The sequence below is a fragment of the Bradyrhizobium centrolobii genome, from assembly GCF_001641635.1.
GTDB lineage: Bacteria > Pseudomonadota > Alphaproteobacteria > Rhizobiales > Xanthobacteraceae > Bradyrhizobium > Bradyrhizobium centrolobii.
Genome location: NZ_LUUB01000122.1, coordinates 12855 through 35311, shown reverse-complemented (window position 1 = coordinate 35311; position 22457 = coordinate 12855). Strand labels below are relative to the sequence as shown.

General features: G+C 64.4%; 20 protein-coding genes and 1 pseudogene. 7 read left to right on the top strand and 14 right to left on the bottom strand.

Features of this window, described 5'->3' with window-relative positions:
- Window positions 1-322: 322 nt before the first annotated feature.
- From AYJ54_RS43565 to AYJ54_RS43535, 7 genes are all read right to left on the bottom strand, one after another.
- Window positions 323-1291 (bottom strand): NAD(P)H-dependent flavin oxidoreductase, encoded by a 969-nt coding sequence (locus AYJ54_RS43565; RefSeq protein WP_063708645.1) that lies wholly within the window; start codon window positions 1289-1291, stop codon window positions 323-325.
- 365 nt (window positions 1292-1656) lie between these two features.
- A complete protein-coding gene (locus AYJ54_RS43560; protein WP_063708644.1) occupies window positions 1657-3057 on the bottom strand; it encodes an aspartate ammonia-lyase in 1401 nt (466 codons plus the stop codon).
- Window positions 3058-3094: 37 nt separating this feature from the next.
- Window positions 3095-3622, bottom strand: coding sequence for a hypothetical protein (locus tag AYJ54_RS43555; RefSeq protein WP_063708643.1), 528 nt, complete (start codon window positions 3620-3622; stop codon window positions 3095-3097).
- A 196-nt stretch (window positions 3623-3818) separates the two neighbouring features.
- Window positions 3819-4787 (bottom strand): IS481 family transposase, encoded by a 969-nt coding sequence (locus AYJ54_RS43550; protein WP_063708642.1) that lies wholly within the window; start codon window positions 4785-4787, stop codon window positions 3819-3821.
- A gap of 85 nt (window positions 4788-4872) precedes the next feature.
- Complete coding sequence (locus AYJ54_RS43545; RefSeq protein WP_082906124.1) at window positions 4873-5475, bottom strand: YqaA family protein; 603 nt, start codon at window positions 5473-5475, stop codon at window positions 4873-4875.
- A gap of 45 nt (window positions 5476-5520) precedes the next feature.
- Window positions 5521-5925, bottom strand: coding sequence for a phosphoribosyl-ATP diphosphatase (gene hisE / locus AYJ54_RS43540; protein ID WP_063708641.1), 405 nt, complete (start codon window positions 5923-5925; stop codon window positions 5521-5523).
- Window positions 5926-6042: 117 nt separating this feature from the next.
- Window positions 6043-6417 (bottom strand): hypothetical protein, encoded by a 375-nt coding sequence (locus AYJ54_RS43535; protein ID WP_063708640.1) that lies wholly within the window; start codon window positions 6415-6417, stop codon window positions 6043-6045.
- 232 nt (window positions 6418-6649) lie between these two features.
- Here AYJ54_RS43535 and AYJ54_RS43530 point away from each other — a divergent pair, with 232 nt between their 5' ends.
- The 6 genes from AYJ54_RS43530 (at window position 6650) to AYJ54_RS43505 (ending at window position 14306) form a co-directional block, all read left to right on the top strand.
- Complete coding sequence (locus AYJ54_RS43530; RefSeq protein ID WP_063708639.1) at window positions 6650-7699, top strand: ABC transporter substrate-binding protein; 1050 nt, start codon at window positions 6650-6652, stop codon at window positions 7697-7699.
- 84 nt (window positions 7700-7783) lie between these two features.
- Complete coding sequence (locus AYJ54_RS43525; RefSeq protein WP_063708638.1) at window positions 7784-9580, top strand: glucan ABC transporter ATP-binding protein/ permease; 1797 nt, start codon at window positions 7784-7786, stop codon at window positions 9578-9580.
- 176 nt (window positions 9581-9756) lie between these two features.
- On the top strand, window positions 9757-11259 hold the full coding sequence (locus AYJ54_RS43520; RefSeq protein WP_063708637.1) for a D-alanyl-D-alanine carboxypeptidase family protein: 1503 nt from the start codon (window positions 9757-9759) through the stop codon (window positions 11257-11259).
- Between the two features lie 194 nt (window positions 11260-11453).
- Window positions 11454-13139 carry a long-chain fatty acid--CoA ligase gene (locus AYJ54_RS43515; protein ID WP_063708636.1) on the top strand — a complete coding sequence of 562 codons (1686 nt, stop codon included), beginning with the start codon at window positions 11454-11456 and terminating at the stop codon, window positions 13137-13139.
- 18 nt (window positions 13140-13157) lie between these two features.
- On the top strand, window positions 13158-13712 hold the full coding sequence (locus tag AYJ54_RS43510; protein WP_063708635.1) for a DUF924 family protein: 555 nt from the start codon (window positions 13158-13160) through the stop codon (window positions 13710-13712).
- A gap of 108 nt (window positions 13713-13820) precedes the next feature.
- On the top strand, window positions 13821-14306 hold the full coding sequence (locus AYJ54_RS43505; protein ID WP_063708634.1) for a peroxiredoxin: 486 nt from the start codon (window positions 13821-13823) through the stop codon (window positions 14304-14306).
- A gap of 206 nt (window positions 14307-14512) precedes the next feature.
- Here AYJ54_RS43505 and rnhA read toward each other — a convergent pair whose 3' ends face one another.
- From rnhA to ispH, 3 genes are read right to left on the bottom strand one after another with little or no spacing between them, the layout of a single operon-like run.
- A complete protein-coding gene (gene rnhA / locus AYJ54_RS43500) occupies window positions 14513-14977 on the bottom strand; it encodes a ribonuclease HI (protein ID WP_063708633.1) in 465 nt (154 codons plus the stop codon).
- Window positions 14974-15957, bottom strand: a complete 984-nt coding sequence (locus tag AYJ54_RS43495) for a homoserine kinase (protein WP_063708632.1) — start codon at window positions 15955-15957, stop codon at window positions 14974-14976. Before AYJ54_RS43495 ends, rnhA begins: the two co-directional genes overlap by 4 nt.
- A 6-nt stretch (window positions 15958-15963) precedes the next feature.
- On the bottom strand, window positions 15964-16932 hold the full coding sequence (gene ispH / locus AYJ54_RS43490) for a 4-hydroxy-3-methylbut-2-enyl diphosphate reductase (protein ID WP_063708631.1): 969 nt from the start codon (window positions 16930-16932) through the stop codon (window positions 15964-15966).
- A 257-nt stretch (window positions 16933-17189) separates the two neighbouring features.
- Between ispH and AYJ54_RS43485 the strand changes: the two genes are divergently transcribed.
- The gene (locus AYJ54_RS43485; RefSeq protein WP_063708630.1) at window positions 17190-17882 is read left to right on the top strand and encodes a DUF1013 domain-containing protein; all 693 of its coding nucleotides are present in this window, start codon (window positions 17190-17192) and stop codon (window positions 17880-17882) included.
- Between the two features lie 264 nt (window positions 17883-18146).
- Here AYJ54_RS43485 and AYJ54_RS43480 read toward each other — a convergent pair whose 3' ends face one another.
- The 4 genes and pseudogenes from AYJ54_RS43480 to AYJ54_RS43465 form a co-directional block, all read right to left on the bottom strand.
- A complete protein-coding gene (locus tag AYJ54_RS43480; protein WP_063708629.1) occupies window positions 18147-18353 on the bottom strand; it encodes a DUF6494 family protein in 207 nt (68 codons plus the stop codon).
- Window positions 18354-18378: 25 nt separating this feature from the next.
- Window positions 18379-18648, bottom strand: a complete 270-nt coding sequence (locus AYJ54_RS43475) for a hypothetical protein (RefSeq protein WP_063708647.1) — start codon at window positions 18646-18648, stop codon at window positions 18379-18381.
- 230 nt (window positions 18649-18878) lie between these two features.
- Entirely contained in the window at window positions 18879-20789 is a 1911-nt protein-coding gene (locus AYJ54_RS43470) for a propionyl-CoA synthetase (RefSeq protein WP_063708628.1), read from the bottom strand.
- A 377-nt stretch (window positions 20790-21166) separates the two neighbouring features.
- A pseudogene (locus AYJ54_RS43465) lies at window positions 21167-22457 on the bottom strand (tetratricopeptide repeat protein); the annotation flags it as partial.

Here is a 22457-nt window from a genome sequence, read left to right as displayed (position 1 = left end):
TAGCCCACCGGCCGAACCGGAGCTGCAAGAGCAAAGGAGATGGTGCGATCGATCGTTCAAAGATGCGAGCAAATCCGTGGGACCCATCGGCCGAACGAGGTCGCGTGGTTGATTGGAACTCGCGTCGCGGAAACCATCTTGGCCAGCGACCCAACACGCCGCACCAACAGGCCGGACATATGGACGCAAGCGATCCGATCAAACCTCACAAAGCTCTTGTGCCACGGGGGCCGTCCACATATGGGTCCCGGATCTGCGCTCCGCTCCGCTGCGCTTGTCCGGGACGACAGATGAGACGTAGGCCAGCTACGCTAACCCCTCATCACAACGGCGGATCGACGGCCTCGTCATATTCCTTCTTGAAACGTGCGATCAGCTCGGCGGCGGGCACGATCTTCTCGATGCTGCCGATGCCCTGGCCGCTTCCCCAGATCTCCTTCCAGGCCTTCGGCTTGGCGCGCTCGCCGGAGGCGTCGGTGCCGAAGTTCATCTTGGAGGGATCGGAGGTCGGCAGGTTTTCCGGATCCATGCCGGCAGCGAGGATCGAGGGTTTCAGATAATTGCCGTGCACGCCGGTGAAGAGGTTGGAATAGACGATGTCGTCGGCCGTCGAGCCCGCGATCATCTCCTTGTAGCGCTCGACCGCGTTCGCCTCCTGCGTGGCGATGAAGGCGGAGCCGATATAGGCGAAGTCGGCGCCGAGAATACGCGCGGCGCGGATCGCCTTGCCGTTGGCGATCGCCCCCGACAGCGCGATCGGGCCGTCGAACCACTTGCGCGTTTCCGCGACGAAGGCGAGCGGCGAGATCGTGCCGGCATGGCCGCCGGCGCCGGCCGCGACCAGGATGAGGCCGTCGGCGCCCTTCTCGATCGCCTTGCGCGCGAACTTCTGGTTGATCACATCGTGGAAGACGATGCCGCCCCAGCCGTGCACCGCCTGATTGAGCTCCTCGCGCGCGCCGAGCGAGGAGATGATCATCGGCACCTTGTACTTGGCGCAGAGCTGCATGTCGTGATCGAGCCGGTTGTTCGACTTGTGCACGATCTGGTTGACCGCGAACGGCGCGGACGGGCGCTCGGGATGGGCGCGGTCATAGGCCGCGAGCTCTTCGGTGATCCGCGCCAGCCACTCATCGAGCAGCTCCGGCGGCCGCGCGTTCAGCGCCGGAAACGAGCCGACCACGCCCGCCTTGCACTGCGCGATCACGAGATCGGGCACCGAGATGATGAAGAGCGGCGAGCCGATCACGGGGATCGACAGGCGCCCCTTGAACAAGGCAGGCATGGACATAGCGAAACGATCCTCTAGTGGCGGACAAATTGACGGCCTGGCGCCATACCAACAAGGCAATCTTTCCACTGTCAAGTATTGCGTTTTCACGCCGCTCCGCGGACGCCATTACCGCAATTCCAAGGTGCGGAATTCACTACGCCTGAGGCAGCAGTGTACTTCACCTCTCTCGCAGGGAGGTGAATTTTGGCGAAGTCGCGCGCGCAGCCTCCCCCTCCGTCATTCCACATTGCGCAATTGCGCAATGGGGATGCGACGACAGGCGCAGGCCCGGAATCCATCGTGCCTCAGAGCGAACGGCGCGATGGATTCCGGGTTCGCGCTTCGCGCGCCCCGGAATGACAGGTACTGCGCGTGATGAACGCTCACGCAATCAAATCAGGATTGATCAGCCGCTCGAACGAGAACATCTCGTCCCACTTCTCCTGCGTCAGCAGCTTGCGCTCGACCACCACGATCTGGTGCAGCGTTTTACCCGACTTGTAGCCCTCGCGCGCGATCTCAGCGCATTGCTTGTAGCCGAGCAGCGGCTTCAGCACGGTGACGATGCCGAGCGAGTTGAGCACCATGTTGCGGGTGTGCTCTTCATTGGCGGTGATGCCGAGCACGCAGTTTTCGCGCAGGCTGTTGACCGCGCGCTCCATGGTGCGGATCGAGAAGAACAGCGCGAACGAGATCACCGGCTCCATCACGTTGAGCTGGAGCTGGCCGGCGGAGGCGGCGAGCGTCACCGTGGTGTCGAGGCCGATCACGAGGAAGCTCGTCTGATTGACGACCTCCGGGATCACCGGATTGACCTTGCCGGGCATGATCGACGAGCCCGGCTGAAGCTGCGGCAGGTTGATCTCGTTCAAGCCGGCACGCGGGCCCGAGGCGAGCAGACGGATGTCGTTGCAGATCTTCGTCAGCTTGCTCGCGGTGCGCTTCAGGACGCCGGACAGTTGCACATAGGCGCCGGTGTCGGATGTCGCCTCGACGAGATCGCCCGCAAGCACGAAGTCGACGCCGGTCAGCGCGCTCAGGTGCCGGACGGCAAGCTTCGGATAGCCGGGCGCTGCGGTGACCGAGGTGCCGATCGCGGTGGCGCCGAGATTGATCTCGCGCAGCAGCGCGCGCGCCTCCGAGATGCGCTCAACCTCCTCGCCGATGGTGGTGCCCCAGCCGCGGAATTCGGCGCCGAGCGACATCGGCACGGCGTCCTGCAAATGTGTGCGGCCCATCTTCAGCACGCGGTCGAACTCGCGGCCTTTGGTGAAGAAGGCCGCCTGAAGCTGACGCAGCGCCGTCATGTAGCTCTCGAGCCGCAGGATCAGCGCGAGGCGAAAAGCGGTCGGATAGGTGTCGTTGGTGGACTGGCCGTAATTGACGTGGTCGTTGGGGCTGACATGCTGGTAGTCGCCCTTCGCAAAGCCGAGCGATTCCAGCGCGAGGTTGGCGATCACCTCGTTGGCGTTCATGTTGGTCGAGGTGCCGGCGCCGCCCTGGATGAAATCGGTGACGAACTGGTTCATCATGTCGCCGGCAATCACGCGGTCGCAGGCCAGGACGATCGCGTCGGCGACCTTGCCGTCGATCGCGCCGAGATCGCGGTTGGCCATGGCCGCGGCCTTCTTGACGTAGCCGAGCGCCTTCACGAAGTAGGGCTCCTGGCTCATCGGAATGCCGGTGATGTGGAAGTTCTCCTTCCCGCGGATGGTCTGGACCCCGTAGTAGATGTCGTCGGCGATCTCACGCTGTCCGAGGAAGTCCTGCTCCGTGCGGCTCATGGGCGCTCCTTGTTGCTCGCGCGCGGCGTCATCGCCTTTAATTCTGGCACAGCGCGCTGGTCACGAAAGTATCGGTGCGGCAGTCATCCGGCTTGCGCGGCCAGCCTGGGATCAGGACCTTGGCCGAGCACTTTTCGGCGGAATCGGCGTTCAGGCTCCTGCCTTCGCGATAGCCGTTGCTCTGGCAGAGTTGATCTGCGGCCTGCCTGCAGTCCGGCGCGCCGTTCACCGAAGCCGGGCAGGCAACGCGCCCCGACACCATGGTCGACGGCTTTGCCATGCGCGACAGATCGTTCATGGTCTCGCTCGGGCTTTTCAGCGGCGGCAGGATCGAGGGCAGCCTGTCGAACAGCTTGCCCATTTCGTTGATCAGGCCCGGATTCTCCTCGCGCGCTGGCGGAGCCGGGGTCGATGGCGGCGGCGTAGCCTGCGGCCCGGCCTCCTGAAGGCCGAGCGACGGCGCAGGAGCCGCCGACTGTGCCCGTCCGGGCCCGGCCAGGAGCAGCAGCACCGCAGTCGCGAGCACCCCAAGTCGCGTCACCGGGTTGCCGGATCGAACCATCATGGCGCAACCGTAGCCGAAGCCGGCGCGGCGGCAAAGCGCCTCGCGCGCTAAAGCGCGATGAGATCGGGATGAATCGTCATCGCGCTTTAGGTTATTGTTTGAGCATGATCTCCGCGCAAACGCATTCCGCATTTGTCGCGTGGGAAAACCGCTTCACACTTTGCGCCAACGCGGCCCTTCGGGTCCGGGTCATGCTCTAGATGTGGAGCCTCAAGAGGTTGTTCCCGGTTAGACCAAGCCTGCTGATGGGTGGCTTTGAATCTAGACTGCCATGAGGGCGATGCCAATTGTAGCGGTGCAGCCATCGTGGCAGCTCGGCGGCGCGTTCTTTTGAGGTGTTGTAGGCTTGCGCGTAGGCCCACTCGCGCAGGCTGGTCTGAATGAAGCGCTCGGCCTTGCCATTGGTCTTGGGGGTGTATGGCTTGGTGCGGATGTGCTTGAGGCCGAGACGCTTGCAGGCCTTCTGGAAAGCGAAGGATTTGTAGCACGAGCCGTTGTCGGTCATGACCCGCTCGACCGTCACGCCCAGGTTCGCATAGTAGGCGACTGCCGCCTTGAGGAAGGCGACCGCGCATCCCCTTTTCTCGTTCTTCATGACCTGGCTGAAGGCGATCCGGGAAGCATCGTCGATGCAGACATGGACGTATTCCCAACCTGGACCCTGGCCGCGCGCACGCAGGTTGCTCTGGCCGGTGCGATCGCCGGTGATGCGATGGCCGATCCGCTTGAACTTGCCGAGCTTTTTGATGTCGATGTGGATCAGTTCGCCCGGGTTCTCGCGCTGATAACGCCGGATCGGCTCGGCCGGCTCCAGCGCTGCGAGCCTGTTGAGACCCAACCGCCGCAGAATCCGGCTGACGGTTGCCGCCGACACCCCAACCTGGGCGGCAATATGCTTGCCGGTGTGGCGCTGCCGGCGCAACATCTCGATCGCAGTGCACGTGGCAAGCGGGGTTTGGCTTGGCAATGAATGAGGCCGTGAGGGGCGATCCCGCAAACCGTCCACACCTTCCGAGCGGAAGCGTTTTACCCATTTGGCAACCGTCTTCGCCGTGGTGTTGAACTGACGGGCCGCGGCAGCCTTGCTTTGCCCGCCCTCGATCACAAAACGCACCATGGCCTCTCGACCTTTCGGCGTCATGGGCGCATTCTTATGGGTGTCCATTCGGTTCTCCCCTCGGAATCTGAAGCTTCAGCAACCTCAGCTTCCTCGGTCAGGGCCGAATGGACAACCTCCTGAAAGCTCACATCTAGATCAGCTTGACCGCGATCACGAAGCCCAGCACCAGCACGGCGGCGCCGATCGTCACCCATAGGCCGAGATGCCGCTCGATCCTGACGCGGATCCAGTCGCCATAGCGGTTGAGCAGCACGGCGGCGATGAAGAAGCGTCCGCCGCGCGCCACGATCGAGCACAGGATGAAGAGCCCGATATTGTAACCGGCAAAGCCCGAGGTGATGGTGACGAGCTTGTAGGGGATCGGCGTCAACCCCTTGAGCAGGATGATCACCGCGCCCCATTCGGCATAAGAAGCGCGAAAAGCATCGACCTTGTCGCCGAGGCCATAGGCCTGGATCAGCCAGTGGCCGACCGAGTCATAGAGCAGCGCACCGATAGCATAGCCCAGGATGCCGCCGAGCACCGAGGTCGCGGTGCAGACCGTCGCATAGACCCAGGCGCGCTGTGGGCGCGCCAGCGACATCGGAATCAGCATCACATCCGGCGGGACTGGGAAGAAGGAGCTTTCAGCGAAAGCCACCGCGCCCATGATCCAGAGCGCGTAGGGCCTGTGGGCGGCGTCGATGCACCAGTCGTAGATACGTTTCAGCATGGCGCCGCGATGAAGCACCATAGGACGGATTTGTCCATGGCAAGATTGGGCCGATTTGTGCCGATTTTAGTGGCGTTTGCGCGCGCCACGCCCCTCGAGCGCGACAATTGGCCGCCCGGCGGCGACGCGCGGTGAGGCGACCTTGGGCAGCTTCATCGACGACTTCGGCAGCTTCTCGGCGATGCCGAGCATGTCCTCCCGCCGCGCCATCTCGCGCCAGACGTCGTCGGGGCGCACGCCGGCCGACACCCAGAGCACGGTGAGATTGTAGAGCAGATCGGCGCTTTCCCTGATCACGGCTTCGCTATCGCCGTGGACCGCGTCGATGACGACCTCGATGGCCTCCTCAGCCAGCTTCTTCGCCATCTTGGCTGGCCCGCGCTGAAACAGCCGGGCCGTGCGTGACGTTTCCGGATCGAGATCTCTGGCCGCGAGCACAGCCAGATATAGCCGCTCAAGCGAATCACTCATGTACTCAAAACTACTCTAAATCAATGGCGAGCGCGTTAACGTCCGATAGTAGAACCAAAAAACAGGCCGCCGCGGCAAGCACGACGGCCTGTTGTGGTCAACCTTTGGTAGCCAAGGCTAATAGCAGTTCGTGAAATAGCCCTGACCGCAGAGCTCGGACGGCGCCGTGCCGCCGTAGCGCTGCGTCTGATAGTCCGGGCCCGGACCGTAATAGGGGCCGCTGCCGTAATAGACGGGGCCGCCATAATAGGCGGGACCGCCGCCGTAATAGGCCGGACCGTAGTCATAGGCATAGGCGTTGCGGGATGCTGCGATCGCGAGGCCGGTGCCGACGATGCCGGCAAAGGCCGCGGCGGCAGCCGCTCCGCCGCCGCCGTGCCAGTGGCGGCCGCCCGCGAACGAGGCCGAGGGTGCGACGGTGGTCAGGGCCAGCACAGCCGCAGTGGCGAGCACGGCCTTGCGACCGGCGAATCTTGAAACTCGGTCAAACATGGTTCGGGACCTCCAATAATGCCTGCGGACAGGCTCATGCCTCTTCAAACCCCCGCGTCCCATGTTGGGTTCCCCAACCCCAACACATGCTGAACGGGGTTGCGTAATCGTGACGCAACCCCCGCTCATCCGCCGTTCATGTTCGATCCTCCACGATGGCTCCGAGCCGGCGCTCCAACCGTCGTCAGACAAGCGTCACCAAACCATAACAAATGCGGGACCGGCGCCGCCGATGTTCGGACTCAGGACAATCGCCCTTCGCGGCCTGCTCGCGCTCACGATCGCGTTGTCAGCGCTGGCTGCGCGCGACGTCAGGGCGGCCGAAACCGCCACGCCATCCGTTGCAGTCCAGTTCACCTTCGACCGTCCCATCGAATCGAGCATGGCGCCGTTCTACGTGGCGATGAGGGATGGCAGGTTCGCCGCCGAGCATCTCGCCGTCTCCTTCAACAGCGCAGCCGGATCGCCGGCGGCGCTTGCGCGCATCGCCAGAGGCGACAGCGATCTCGCGCTCGTCGACATCAACGAGTTGATCCGCTTTCGCGACAATGCCAATGCGGCGCCGGTCACGGCGGTGTTCGTGCTGTTCAACCGCGCGCCCTACGCGATCGTCGCGCGCAAGAGCCGCGGCATCGAGAGGCCATCCGATCTCGACGGCAAGACCGTCGGCGTTGCCGACAGCGATCTGTCGATCCGTCTGTGGCCGGCGCTCGCGCAGCAGAACGGCATCAACACCTCGCATGTGAAATTCTACAAGATGAGCGCGGCGGTGCGCGAACCGATCCTCTCCGCCGGGCAGGTCGATGCGGTGGCGGGCTTCACCTATCTTTCGGCGGTGAACCTGCGCGACCGCGGCGTGCCCGGGAACGATCTCGCCGTGCTGCGCTACGCCGACTATGGCTGCGAAGCCTACGGCTTTGCCGTCGTGGCCAATCCAGCCTTCGCTGCGGCGAAGCCGGACTCGGTGAAAGGCTTCGTGCGCGCGCTGATCGCCGGCGTCAGCGCAACCGTGAAGGAGCCGGCGCGCGCGGTGGAGGAGGTCGTGGGCCGCATGGAGAACGGCGACCGCGACCTCGAGCTCGAACGCCTGCGCACGGTGCTCGCCGACAACGTCTTGACCGACGAGGTCAGGCGAAACGGCCTCGGCGGCGTCGATCCGGCGCGCCTCGAGCGTTCGATCGAACAGATCGCGCAGGACTTCAAATTCCACAAGCGCCCGACGGCGGGCGATATCTTCGACGCGCAGTTCCTGCCGCCGGTTGAGGGGCGGCTGATCAATTGAGTAAAATTGGAAGCTTCCGCTGTATCTCACGCGCGATCCCTGATTTAGAATACGGACTCAGATCCGCCCGAGTTCATCGTCCGCATGTCCATCCTCCGCCTCTACACCCGCGTCCTTGAGCTGCTCGGCAAAGAGGCGCGGCTGGGCTGGATGCTCGCGGTCGCCAATCTCATGCTTGCGGGCGCGCAGTTCGCCGAGCCAGTGCTGTTCGGCCGCATCGTCGATGTGCTCTCGGGCAAGGCGGTGGCCGGCTCGACCTCGGCCTGGCCGTTCCTTTGGGCCTGGGTCGCGTTCGGCCTGTTCACCATCGTCTGCAGTGCACTTGTTGCGCTGCATGCCGACCGGCTCGCCCACCGCCAGCGCCAGGCGGTGCTGACGAGTTATTTCGAGCACATCCTGCAACTGCCGCTGACTTTCCACTCCGGCACCCATTCGGGCCGGCTGATGAAGGTGATGCTGAACGGCACCGATGCGCTGTGGCGGCTGTGGCTCGGCTTCTTCCGCGAGCATTTCGCCGCGATCCTTTCGGTCGTGGTGCTGCTGCCGCTGTCGCTCTATCTGAACTGGCGGCTCGCGATCCTCTTGTTCGTGCTCTGCATCGTCTTCACGGGCCTGACGACCTTCGTCGTGCGCAGGACCTACGGCATGCAGATGGCCGTCGAGGAGCACTACAGCGACCTCTCCGCCCGCGCCTCCGACGCACTCGGCAACGTCGCGCTGGTGCAGAGTTTTGTGCGCGTCGAATCCGAGGTGCAAGGGCTGCGCTTCGTTGCCGACCAGCTCCTCGCGGCCCAAATGCCGGTGCTGTCCTGGTGGGCGCTGGTCACCGTAATCACGCGCGCCTCCACTACCATCACCGTGCTCGCGATCTTCACGCTGGGCATCGCGCTGCACGACCAGGGACTCACCACCGTCGGCGAGATCGTGATGTTCGTGAGCTTCGCAACGCTTCTGATCCAGAAGCTCGAGCAGGTCGTGAGCTTTATCAACAACGTGTTCATGGAGGCGCCGCGCCTGCGCGAGTTCTTCAACGTGCTCGACGCCGTGCCCGCGGTTCACGACCGGCCCGACGCGATCGACGCCGGACGACTGTCCGGCCTCGTCGAATTCCACGACGTCACCTTCTCCTATGACGGCAAGCGGCCGGCGGTCGAGGATCTCTCCTTCACCGCGCTGCCCGGCCAGAGCATCGCGCTGGTCGGCCCGACCGGCGCAGGCAAATCCACCGCGATCGCGCTCCTGCATCGCGCCTTCGATCCGCAATCCGGCTTCATCAAGATCGACGGCATGGACGTGCGCGGCATCACGCTGACATCGCTGCGGCGGAACATCGGCGTCGTGTTCCAGGAGGCGCTGCTGTTCAACCGCTCGATCGCGGAGAATTTGCTCGTCGGCAAGCCCGACGCGACGGAAGCGGAGCTGCGCCTTGCCGCCGAGCGCGCCCAGGCGCTCGAGTTCATCGGGCGCAGCGGCGGCTTCGAGACCAATGCCGGCGAACGCGGCCGCATGCTCTCCGGCGGCGAGCGGCAGCGGCTGTCGATCGCGCGCGCGCTGCTCAAGGATCCGCCGATCCTGATCCTGGACGAGGCGACCAGCGCGCTCGACGCCGTCACCGAGGCCAAGGTGAACGCCGCTCTCGATGAAGTGATGAAGGGCCGCACCACCTTCGTGATTGCCCACCGCCTCTCCACCGTCCGCAATGCCACACGGATCCTGGTGTTCGAGAATGGCCGGGTGATCGAAAGCGGAACCTTCGATGAACTCGTGGCCAAAGGCGGCCATTTTGCCGAACTCGCCAAGGCCCAGTTCATGGTGCAGGAGACCGCACGCGCCAGCATGACGGCGGCGGAGGCTGCGGGGTCGGCGGCCAAGTCCCCTTAGGGCCGTCGAAATTCAGCCTATTTCCTTGCTGAATACCCCGCCAAGACCCCTGTTCTCGACGCACGAGCCGGTATAGGTTTGCGATGCCGCGAGCGGCGGCGCCGGATTTCAAACCCGAAACTCAGATCACGAGAGCCGTCGGAAGTCGGCGGGTCTCCAACGACCGGAATCGGATAGTGCACGCTTTTCGCCCGCTGCTTCGCCATTCCCTGTTGAACCTGTTCGCTGCTGCGCTCGCGCTTGCCGCGCTGCTCGCGCCTCGCGCGGCAAATGCCGAAGCGGTGCTCCTGATCGAGGCCAACAGCGGCAAGGTGTTGCAGGCGGATAACGCGACGATCCCCTGGTACCCGGCGTCCGTCACCAAGATCATGACCGCCTACGTGACGTTGAAGGCGGTCAAGGACGGCAAGATCACGCTCGACACGCTGTTCACGGTCTCGCCGACGGCGGCCTCGCAGTCGCCGTCGAAGATGGGCTTCCGCCCAGGAACACAGCTCACCGTCGACAACGCGCTGAAGATGATGATGGTCAAGTCGGCGAACGACATGGCCGTGGTGCTCGCCGAAGGCGTCAGCGGTTCGATCGACGGCTTCTCCGCGATGATGAACCAGACCGCGCAGAAGCTCGGCATGACGCAGACGAGCTACGTCAATCCGAACGGCCTGCCCGCCGACGGCCAGATCACCTCGGCGCGCGATCTCGGCATCCTCGCGCGCGCGTTCCTGCGCGACTTGCCGGAGTACGAGTACTTCGTACACATCCCGGCGATCCGCTTCGGCAAGCGCGTCACGCCGAATTTCAACAAGCTGATCGGCCGCTATCCCGGCGCTGACGGGTTCAAGACCGGCTTCATCTGCGCCTCCGGCTACAATCTCGTGGCCTCCGCCACGCGCAACGGCCGGCGCCTGATCGCGGTGGTGCTCGGTGCCAACTCCGGCACCGCGCGCGCGGTGAAGGCGGCGCAGCTCCTCGAGCGCGGCTTCTCGCAGGACAATCTGTCGTGGCTGCGCCCCTCGCTCGGCACCGTCGAGAACCTCGTGCCGGTCGACGCCTCACCGCCGAACCTGCGCGAGGAGATGTGCGGCGGCCACCGCAAGCGGCCCGCGAGCGACGACGACGATGCGATGATCGCGACCAGCGCCGGGCCGACCGGATCGGCCTCGGCCACCGGCGGCGAAGCCCAGGTGACGTTCTTCACCGCCGGGATTCAACCGCCCCTGATGAAGGCTTCGGACCTTATGGCCTCGGCCGCGGCAGCCGTCGAGCCCGTGCCGGTCTATACCGGCCCAACCCGCACCGGCGCTGCGCTGATCGCTGCAGTTGCCGCCGATGCCGACCAGCAGGCAACGCCGAAGGCACGTGGCAAGAAGTCGCGCGTCGCGGCCAAGAAGCCTGACGCAACCGACAAGCCCACCGATGGAAACAAGGACGCTGGCAAGAACGCCAAGACGGCGGCCGCAAAGTCGGATGCCAAGTCTGATGCGAAGTCTAATGCGAAGTCCGATGCGAAGGGTGGCACCAAGACCGCAGCGAAGCCGGCCGCGATCAAGCATGCCGCGGCCAAGTCCGATGCGGCGGCAAAGCCCACGGAGAAGTCGGCCTCCAGCGGCGATCAGGCGGCCAAGCCCGCCAAACCCAAGGCGGCCACCAAGCCCAAGCCGGCGCCCAACAACAGCTAAGTTAACGGAACGGCAGGCGACGCGGCATCAGTACTTCGCAGGTGCGGCAGCGCGGTTTGCGACGATTCCAGTAGCCTCCCTCCGCCCTTTGCCCTAAGCCTCAGCGGCTTGCCACCGGTTCCGGCAGGCTCGATACTGCCGGCAATGAGGCAAGCCCGAGACACAACGGGCTCTAATGAAGGAGGGGAGTTTCCATGGAGCGCATCTGGCTCAAGCAATATCCGCCCGGCGTGCCCGCTGATATCGAGCCGACGCAATACGCATCGCTGGTCGACCTGTTGGAGGAGAGCTTCACCAAGTTCGCCGACCGCAAAGCCTTCATCTGCATGGACAAGGCGATCAGCTATCGCGACCTCGACCAGATGTCGCTGGCGCTTGCGGCCTACCTGCAAGGCCGCGGCCTGCAACGTGGTGCACGCGTCGCGATCATGATGCCGAACGTGCTGCAATATCCGGTCGCGACCGCCGCCGTGCTGCGCGCGGGTTTTGCCGTGGTCAACGTCAACCCGCTCTACACGCCGCGCGAGCTCGAGCACCAGCTCAAGGATTCCGGCGCCGAAGCCATCATCGTCCTGGAGAATTTCGCGCACACCGTCCAGCAGGTGATCGCGAAGACGCCGGTGAAGCACGTCATCGTCGCCAGCATGGGCGATCTGCTGGGCCTCAAGGGCGTGATCGTCAATCTCGTCGTCCGCCGCGTGAAGAAGATGGTGCCCGCCTGGTCGCTGCCGGGTGCGGTGCCTTTCAACGAGGCGTTATCGGCCGGCCGCGGCATCACGTTCAACAGGCCAAAACTGTCGCCGGGCGACGTCGCCTTCCTGCAATATACCGGCGGCACCACCGGCGTCTCCAAGGGCGCCACCCTGCTCCACCGTAACATCGTCGCCAACGTGCTGCAGAACGATGCCTGGCTGCAGCCGGCGCTCAACGCACCGCCGCACATCGAACAGCTCCTGATCGTCTGCGCGCTGCCGCTCTACCACATCTTCGCACTGACAGCCTGTTACCTGCTCGCGGTGCGCGCCGGCGGTTGCAACCTCCTGATCCCCAATCCGCGCGACATCGCCGGCTTCGTCAAGGAGCTGGCGAAGTATCAGGTCAACAGCTTCCCGGCCGTAAACACGCTCTACAACGGCCTGATGCATCACCCCGACTTCAAGAAGCTCGACTTCTCCAAGCTGAAGATATCCAACGGCGGCGGCATGGCGGTGCAGCGCCCCGTTGCCGAGCAGTGGAGGGCGGTGACCGGCTGCTTCATCGCTGAAGGCTACGGCCTGTCGGAGACCGCGCCGACCCTCACCTGCAATCCGGCGACCACGACCGAGTTCTCCGGCTCGATCGGCATTCCCGTGCCCTCGACCTGGATCTCGATCCGCGACGACGACGGCAACGAAGTGCCACTCGGCCAGGCGGGCGAGATCTGCGCCAAGGGTCCGCAGGTGATGTCGGGCTACTGGAACAGGCCGGAGGAGACTGCCAAGGTGATGACCGCGGACGGCTATTTCCGCACCGGCGACATCGGCGTGATGGACGAGAAGGGCTACACCAAGATCGTCGATCGCAAGAAGGACATGATCCTGGTCTCCGGCTTCAACGTCTATCCGAACGAGATCGAGGAAGTGATCGCGAGCCATCCGGGCGTACTCGAATGCGCCGTGATCGGCATCCCCGATTCCAAGTCCGGCGAGGCGGTGAAGGCCTTCGTGGTGAAGAAGGACCCGAACCTCACGGCGGACGACGTGATCAAGTTCTGTCAGGAGCAGCTCACCGGCTACAAGGTGCCCAAGCACATCGAATTCCGCACCGATTTGCCGAAGACCAATGTCGGCAAGATCCTGCGCCGGCAGTTGCGCGACGAGAAGAAGGCGGAGGCGGCGTAGGCCGCGCCGCTTTCGTCCATGACTGAAGTAGCCGACACCCGACCGGCCGGCATTCTCGCGTTTTGGCGCGAGGCCGGCCGCGACCGCTGGTACAAGCGCGACGACACGTTCGATGCCGAGATTCGCGGCCGCTTTCTGGAGCTGTGGGGCAAAGCGGCTGCCGGGGAGCTGTCATCCTGGGAGGCGAGCGACGACGGCGCACTGGCGCTCGTCATCATGCTCGACCAGTTCCCCCGCAACATGTTCCGCGGCGATCCCATGATGTTTTCCAGCGACGCGCTCGCGCGTGAGGTGGCCCGCCGCGCGCTCGCCCGCGGCGCGGACAAGCGGATCGATCCGACCTTGCGTGAGTTCTTCTACCTGCCCTTCGAGCATTCCGAGCACCTGCCCGACCAGCTCGATTGCGTCGCGCTGTTTCGGAATACCGACAACGTCGAAAACCTGAAATACGCCGAGGAGCACGCCGACATCATCCGCCGGTTCGGCCGCTTCCCTCATCGCAACCGCGTCCTCGGGCGCGAGACCACGGCGGAAGAACAGGCATTCCTCGACGGTGGCGGCTTTGCCGGCTGATGACATCACGGTGAAGAGCCGCAACCTTCGCTGCCTGGCTCATTGGAAATATTGTGCGGCACGGCGGGGCGGTCTACAAAGCGGAACCGATTTCCAGGGAGACTGACGATGGCGATCCAAGTTGGCGACAAGCTGCCCGAGGCAAAATTCCGCGTGATGACGGCGGAAGGTCCGCAGGTGAAGACAACCGACGATATCTTCAAGGGCAAGAAGGTGGCGCTGTTCGCGGTGCCCGGCGCCTACACCGGCACCTGCCACAAGATGCATCTGCCGAGCATCTTCCTCAACGCCTATGCCATCAAGGACAAGGGCGTCGACACCATCGCGATCGTCTCCGTCAACGACGCCTTCGTGATGAACGCCTGGAAGCGCGACACCGACCAGCGCGACGAGGCAACCTTCCTCGCCGACGGCAACGCCGACTTCACCAAGGCGATCGGCATGGAGCTGGACGCCTCCGCCAACGGCCTCGGCATCCGCTCCAAACGCTACTCGATGCTGGTCGACGACGGCGTGGTGAAGAAGCTGAACCTCGAGGCGATGCCCGGCAAGGTCGAGGTGTCGGGTGGCGATACGCTGCTGGGGCAGCTGTAAGGCGGCCACCGCTTTCAGTCACATCTGACGGTGTCATGCCCCGCGAAAGCGGGGCATCCAGTATTCCAGAGGCTTCGGGATTCACAACGACCGCCGCGGCGTACTGGATCGCCCGGTCAAGCCGGGCGATGACACCTGAGGGCGTGGCGGCACGTGGATGGCCGGGTCAAGCCCGGCCATGACGGGTGGAAAGAGGAGCGTTCGCCCTACTCCGTCACCCTCTGCTGCAACCTCGCCTTCGCGATTCCATCGCGCGCCAATTGATCCGCGCGCTCATTCTCGGGGTGGCCGGCGTGGCCCTTGACCCAGTGCCAGCGGACCTGGTGCTGCTTCAGCGCGGCGTCGAGGCGCTGCCATAGCTCGACATTCTTCACTGGCTTCTTGTCGGCGGTGCGCCAGCCGTTGCGCTTCCAGCCATGGATCCAGCCGGTGATGCCCTGGCGGACATACTGGCTGTCGGTGTAGAGATCGACGGTGCACGGCTTCTTCAGCGCTTCGAGCGCCGAAATCGCCGCCATCAGCTCCATCTGGTTGTTGGTCGTGTGGCGCTCGCCGCCGTTAAGCTCCTTCTCCTTGTCGCCGAACTTCAGGATCGCGCCCCAGCCGCCGGGCCCGGGATTTCCGGAGCAGGCGCCGTCCGTATAGATGGTGACCTTGGGAAGTTCGCTCACGCGACCAATCCTGACGGCATCAGCCCGTAGTCGCGCACGCTCGAGACGCTCTGGTGGAAGCGCAGCTTGCGGACATATTCCAGCGGGTCCTTGGGCTTGACCAGCGCGCCGGGCGGCACGTTGAGCCAGTCGACAAGTCGCGTCAGCAGGAAACGGATCGCCGCGCCGCGCGCCAGCAACGGCAGCGAGGCCTCTTCCGCCTCGGTCAGTTTCCGCACGCGACCATAAGCATTCAGGAAGGCCCGCGCCTTGGTGACGTTGAAGGAATGATCCGCCTCGAAGCACCAGGCGTTCAGGCAGATCGCAATATCGTAGGCCAGCATGTCGTTGCAGGCGAAGGTGAAGTCGATGATCCCCGAGAGCTGGTCGCCGAGAAAGAAGACGTTGTCGTTGAAAAGGTCGGCGTGGATCACGCCCTCCGGCAGATTCGTCGGCCAGACGCCGCTCTCGAGATGGCCGAGCTCGGCGGCGAGAAACGCGCGCAGGCCCGGCTGCACATCGTCGGCGCGGGCCGCGGCCTGATCGAACAGCGGCCGCCAGCCGGAGACCGAAAGCGCATTGACGCGCCGGATCGCGAAATTGGCGCCGGCCAGATGCATCTTCGCCAGCACTTCGCCGACCCCGGCGCAATGCATGGCGTTCGGCTTGCGCGGCCAGACGCCTTCGAGGAACGTGATGATCGCCACGGGCCTCCCTGCGAGCTCGCGCAGCGCCTCACCGTCCCTGCCCTTCACCGGCAGCGGACAGTTGATGCCGTGCTCGGCGAGATGCGTCATCAGCGCGAGAAAGAACGGCAGGTCGTTCCGCTCCACACGCTTCTCATAGAGCGTGAGGATGAACGAGCCCTTGCTGGTGTGCAGCAAGAAGTTGGAGTTTTCGACGCCCTCGGCGATGCCCTTGTAGGAAAGCAAATCGCCGAGATCGTATTGATTCAGGAATTCCGCTAGCTCGTCGGCGGCAACGTCGGTGTAGACCGCCATAAAAAGCTACTCGGCAGCAGCTTCAGGGCGCACCGAGCGCGGCAGCGGGAAGAATTCGTTCTCTTCCGCGGCCGAGACCGTCTCCACATGCAGCGTGTAGCGTTCGGCGAAAGCGTCCATGATCTCCTCGACGATCACTTCAGGCGCGGACGCGCCTGCGGTGATGCCGAGGCTGCTGATGTCGCCGAATTTATTCCAGTCGATGTCGGCGGCGCGCTGCGCCAGCACCGCGACCTTGCAGCCCTCACGCTCGGCGACCTCGCGCAGGCGCTGCGAGTTCGACGAGTTCGGCGCGCCAACAACGATCAGCGCGTCCACCACCGGCGCCACCTTCTTCACCGCGAGCTGGCGATTGGTGGTGGCGTAGCAGATGTCTTCCTTGTGCGGCCCGTTGATGTTCGGGAAGCGCTCCTTCAGGAGCGCCACGATCTCCGCGGTGTCGTCGATCGACAGCGTGGTCTGGGTCACGAAGGCGAGGTTGTTCGGATCCTTCGGCGTGATGGTCTTGGCGTCCTCGGCGGTCTCGATCAGCGTCACAGCGCCGGGCGGAAGCTGGCCAAGCGTGCCGACCACCTCGGGGTGATGGGAATGGCCGATCAGGAAGATCTCGCGGCCGCGCTTGAAGTGGATCGCGGCCTCGCGGTGCACCTTGGTCACCAGCGGGCAGGTCGCGTCCAGCGAAAACAGGTTGCGGGACTGGGCGTCGGCCGGAACCGATTTCGGCACGCCGTGGGCCGAGAACACCACCGGCGCGGTGGTGTTTTCCGGGATCTCGGCCAGTTCCTCGACGAAAATGGCGCCCTTCTTCTTCAACCCGTCGACGACATACTTGTTGTGCACAATCTCGTGGCGAACATAGACGGGGGCGCCGTACTTATCGAGCGCCCGTTCCACGGTGTCGATGGCCCGCACCACGCCCGCGCAGAAGCCGCGGGGAGAACAAAGCACGATCTTGAGGTCTGGTTTGGCTGACATGAAGCGATCTCGGGACCGAATCACCCCTCGGGCAAAAGGCCGGGGCCGGTCGATGGATGGGATTAGGGCTTAGGTACGGTCTGCTCGGACTTTAACAGGGACTTGGGCCCCCTTTCAGGCGCTGTCAAGGCACTATCTATAGCAGAACCATTGCGTAAATGCCCCCTCACGGCTTATATAGCGCGAATTCCCAGTCATCGCTGATGACCACCGGTTTCGCCTCCAAAGGGGTGGGCGAAGCACAAAGGAGATTTGCCATGAGCAATGCACCTCTGATGCCCAAGGCGACCGCCGTCTGGCTGCTCGATAATACGGCGCTGACCTTCGACCAGGTCGCCGACTTCACCAAGATGCACCCCCTCGAGGTGCGCGCGATCGCCGACGGCGACGCCGCCCAGGGCATCAAGGGCATGGACCCGATTTCCAACGGCCAATTGACCCGCGAGGAGATCGAGAGGGGCGAGAACAACCCGGACTACCGCCTCCGCCTCCAGGAGAGCAAGGTGGTGCTGCCGCCCCAGCCCAAGCGGAAGGGCCCGCGCTACACGCCGGTCTCGCGCCGCCACGAGCGCCCGAGCGCCATTCTCTGGCTGCTGCGTAACCACGCCGAATTGAAGGACGCCCAGATCATGCGCCTGGTCGGCACGACCAAGAGCACAATCGCCAGCGTCCGCGACCGCACCCATTGGAACACGTCCGCACTGACGCCGATCGACCCGGTCACACTCGGCCTCTGCTCGCAGATCGAGCTCGATTTCGAGGTGGCGCGCGCGGCCAAGGAAAAGCCGATCGACGCAGCCTATGGCGGCGCCACCCTGCTGCCGGCTTCCGAGACCACCAAGAAGGACGAGTTCGAGCCGGCCGAGAAGGGAAGCGACGACCTCAACGTCGATGCCGTCTTCGCCAAGCTGAAGACGCTCGGCGGCAAGAAGCAGGACGAGGAGGAGTAAGTCTCCTCTCTCGGTTCGCTTTCGAATCCGGTTTGAACGCGGCGGGCCAACCCGCCGCGTTTTTATTTTGTCAGTCGCAAAGCGAAGGAAGGCACCACGTCCTTCGGTGTCGTCCCGGCGAAGGTCGGGCCCCATAACCCCAGGAAGCAGTTTGGCGAAGACTCGTCGTTCGGTACGCCTACCGCCCGCAACCGATAGATTCCGCGGTATGGGTCCCGGCCTTCGCCGGGACGACGCTGAGGAAGTATCCGCGCGAGCGGCAAATCAGCCCAGCTCGATTGTGTCGTTGACCTCGTGGACGAGTCCGACGCTGTCGATCGTCAGCACCATCTTCGCGTTGAGCTTCTCATGGCCCTTGATCCGGCCCGCCGCGATCGCGTCGCGCACGGCCTTCTCGATCTCGCGCTGCGAGGTGACGCCGACTTGCTTCAGGAATTTACGCAGGCTGGTGTTGAACTGGTCTTCGTTCATGACGGCCTCCGTAGACCGGGACGGCTTACGGCCGCTCCGGATGGTTCAGCATGTATTCGCCGAGGTCGCGCTGGCGGCGGTCGGCGCGGGCGATGGCGGCGTTGCGCTGGACGTCGCGGTCCTTGCGGCAGGCGACGTATTCCGGCGAACCGGCCGCATAGCCGCGGCTCTGGCAAACCGCATCGTCGTCGTCACCGCCCATCGCCACCGGCGTCTGGTAGCGCGCCGAGCACGCGGAGAGAGCGACGGCAAGCAGTGTGGCGGCGAGAAGGCGCAACGCAGTGACGGATGGCATCAAGGATCCTCTGTTGGCAGGCACTGTGTAGCGCGGAATGCGGAAAATGTAAGTCCGCAAGGCCGGGTTTCCATTCGCGGTCATTCCCCGCGAAAGCGGGGAATCCAGTACGCCGCGGCCTCTCCGCATCCCTCACCGCCTCTGGAATACTGGATCACCCGCTTTCGCTGGTGATGACAGCGAGGATTGCTGCAGCGGCTTCGCGCCCAGTTAGCAGGACGCCTGCCGCGTCACACCCTCCCCTTCAGCGCGTCGCCGATCTCATCCAGCACCTTGGGGTCCTCGATCGTCGCCGGCATGGTCCAGGGCTCGCCGTCGGCGATCTTCTTGATGGTGCCGCGCAGGATCTTGCCGGAGCGCGTCTTCGGCAGGCGGCCGACAGTAACGGCGAGCTTGAAGGCGGCAACGGGCCCGAGCTTGTCGCGGACCAGCGCGACGATCTCCTTCTCGATCTCGGCAGGCGGCCGTTTCACGCCCGCTTTGAGCACCAGGAAGCCGCAGGGCACCTCGCCCTTGATCGCATCCTTGATGCCGAGCACGGCGCATTCGGCGACATCCTGGTGCGAGGCCAAAATCTCCTCCATGCCGCCGGTCGAGAGCCGATGGCCGGCGACATTGATGATGTCGTCGGTGCGGCCCATGACCCAGACGTAACCGTCCTCGTCCTTGTAACCGGCATCGGAGGTTTTGTAGTAGCCGGGAAATTCGGTGAGATAAGCTTCCTTGAACCGCGCGTCCTGATTCCACAGCGTCGGCAGACAGCCCGGCGGCATCGGCAGCTTGATGACGATCGACCCCATGGTGTTGGCGGCCACGGGCTTGGCCGCTTCATCCACCACGTCGACCTGATAGCCCGGCATCGGCACGGTCGGCGAGCCGTGCTTCACCGGCAGCATGCCGAGGCCAATCGGATTGCCGGCGATGCACCAGCCGGTCTCGGTCTGCCACCAGTGATCGATGACCGGCACCTTCAAGTGCGCTTCCGCCCATTCCACCGTCGGTGGATCGGCGCGCTCGCCGGCGAGGAACAGCGTGCGGAATTTGGAGAGATCGTACTGCCGGATGAACTTGCCGTCCGGATCCTCCTTCTTGATCGCGCGGAACGCGGTCGGCGCGGTGAAGAAGGCAACCGCCTTGTGCTCTGAGATCACGCGCCAGAAAGCGCCAGCATCGGGCGTGCCGACCGGCTTGCCCTCATACATGATCGAGGTCGCGCCATGCAGCAGCGGCCCGTAGATGATGTAGCTGTGGCCGACCACCCAGCCGATGTCGGAGCCGCACCACCAGACCTCGCCGGGCTTGACGCCGTAGAGATTGAACATCGACCATTTCACCGCAACCAGATGACCGCCATTGTCGCGCACGACGCCCTTGGGAATGCCGGTCGTGCCCGAGGTGTAGAGGATGTAAAGCGGATCGGTGGCGGCGACCGGCACGCAAGGCGCTTGCTTGCCGTCGTTCATCGCCTTGCGGCGCAGGCTCGCCCAGTCGTAATCGCGGCCGGGCGTCAGGTCGCAGATGAGCTGGAGACGCTGCAGGATGATGCACGCCTTCGGCTTGCTGCTGGCAAGTCTGATCGCCTCGTCGAGCAACGGTTTGTACTGCACGATGCGGCCGGGCTCGATGCCGCAGCTTGCCGACAGGATCAGTTTTGGCTGGGCGTCGTCGATGCGGGTGGCCAGCTCCTTGGCGGCAAAGCCGCCGAACACCACGCTGTGCACGGCACCGATGCGGGCGCAGGCGAGCATCGCGACCACGGCTTCCGGCACCATCGGCATATAGAGGATGACGCGGTCGCCCTTTGTGACGCCGAAATCCTGCATGATGGCGGCGAGCGCCTGCACCTCGTTCAGGAGTTCGGCATAGGTGAATTTCCTGATGCTGCCCGTCAGCGGCGAATCATGGATCAGCGCGACCTGGTCCGCACGGCCGCGTTCGACATGGCGGTCGAGCGCGTTGTAGCAGGTGTTGACGACGCCGCCGGTGAACCAGTGCCCGTAGGTTCCCTGGGTCGAATCGAAGATCTTTTTCGGCGGCTCGATCCAGTCAATCTCCTTCGCAGCCTCGGCCCAGAAGCCCTCCGGATCGGCGAGCGAGCGCGCATAGACCTCGTGATAAGGACTCTTTCCCTGGACGTTCATACCGCGCTCCCGTTCCCTTTATTCGCCTGGCATTGACCTTGTGACAGGACAGCCGTCCCGCCATGACCCGGATCAAGTGCCGGCCTTGTTTGGCGGGTATTTTCCCGGGAACGGGGCGCGGTTCAAGCTGAAAAGGATGGGTTTTTCGGAGGAGAGCGCGCTCGGCTGGGTGAGATGACGGCGCTACCGGCGCGTGCGCTCCCTCTCCCCGTTCTTACGGGGTCGCGACGAGCTTCGCTCGGTTGGGTGGGGGCTGCATCCACAATCACGGTGACAGTTGGACGTGCGGAGGCTCCCCCTCACCCGGAATTTGCTCGCAAATTCCGGCCTCTCCCCGCAGGCGGGGAGAGGCGAAGAGGGCGAGCGTCGAACGCTCGTCAGCTGTCCATCGCATTCAGCCGCTGCAGGCGATCCTGCATGACCTTTCTCAGATCGTAGCCCGGACGGCCGAAGCTGGCGTTGCGGGTGGCGAGGAAATCGCGCTGGGTCTTGCGCAGGTCGCTGGCCGAGCGCCGGTTCGCGGACTTCAAAACCCGCTCATACGTCTCGGCGATCTGGCGATCGAGCATCCCTAACTGCGGATCGGCGCAGATCACCTTCTCGACCTCGCGCTTCGCCGCGGCGCAATCAAAGGACGGGCCGTTGCCGGAATTCGCGGCCAGGGGACGCCGCGGCTCGTCGCCGAATTTGGCGATCTCCGCCATCGTGGTACGGCGACCGTCGGCGGCATTCTCGTTGCCGGGGTCGAGCCGCAGCGCGGTTTCGTAGTCGGCCAGCGCCTTTTTGCGCTCGCCCATCTTCTTGTAGAGCACCGCGCGGTTGTTATAGGTCTGCGCGAAATTCGGATCGAGTTTTAGCGCGGCTTCGTAGTCGCTCAGCGCCGCGCCAAGTTCGCCCTTGAGCTGGTAGGAATCGCCGCGGTTGGTGAAGAAGTTCGGCCGCTGCGTCAGCCGCAGCGCCTGGTCGTAATCGGCGATCGCCTTGTCGTACTCGCCCATCGCGGCCAGCGAGAGGCCGCGATTGTCGTAATATTCCGGCACTTTCGGATCGAGCTTGATCGCCTCGCTGTCGTCGGCGACCGACTTGTCGAGCTGGCCGAGCTTCTTGTAGGCAGCGCCGCGATTGGTGTAGGTGCGCGGCCGCTTCGGATCGAGCCGCAGCGCCTCGTCGAAATCCTTGATCGCCTTCTCGTTCTCGCCGGCGAGATAGAAAGTCACGCCGCGGTCGGACCAGGCCTGCGCATAGTCCGGCTTCAGCTTGATCGCCTGGTCGTAATCGGCGAGCGCGCGGTCAAGCCGGCGCTGGTTGGTGTAGACGACGCCGCGCAGTTCGTAGGCTTCCGCATCCTGCGGATCGACCTCGATCGCCTTGCTGAAATCGGCCGCAGCGCGGTTCAGATCGCCGCCGGCCTCGCGCAGCAGCTCGCCGCGCAGACGCCAGGCGCGCGCATTCCTGCCGTCGAGCGCGATGGCGCGGTCGATATCCCGGAGGGCCGAGGTCTGGCCGCCGGAGGTTCGCGCATTGGCATCGGCACGAACCAGCAGCGCCGATGCGCGGTCGGACGTAGGATTTGAGGTCTGGTCGATGATAGTGCTGCACGCCGAGATCAGCTCGGCCGGAGCGGCTTGGCTGCCGAGCACACAGTCGACGCCGGGCCCGTCCCCTGCA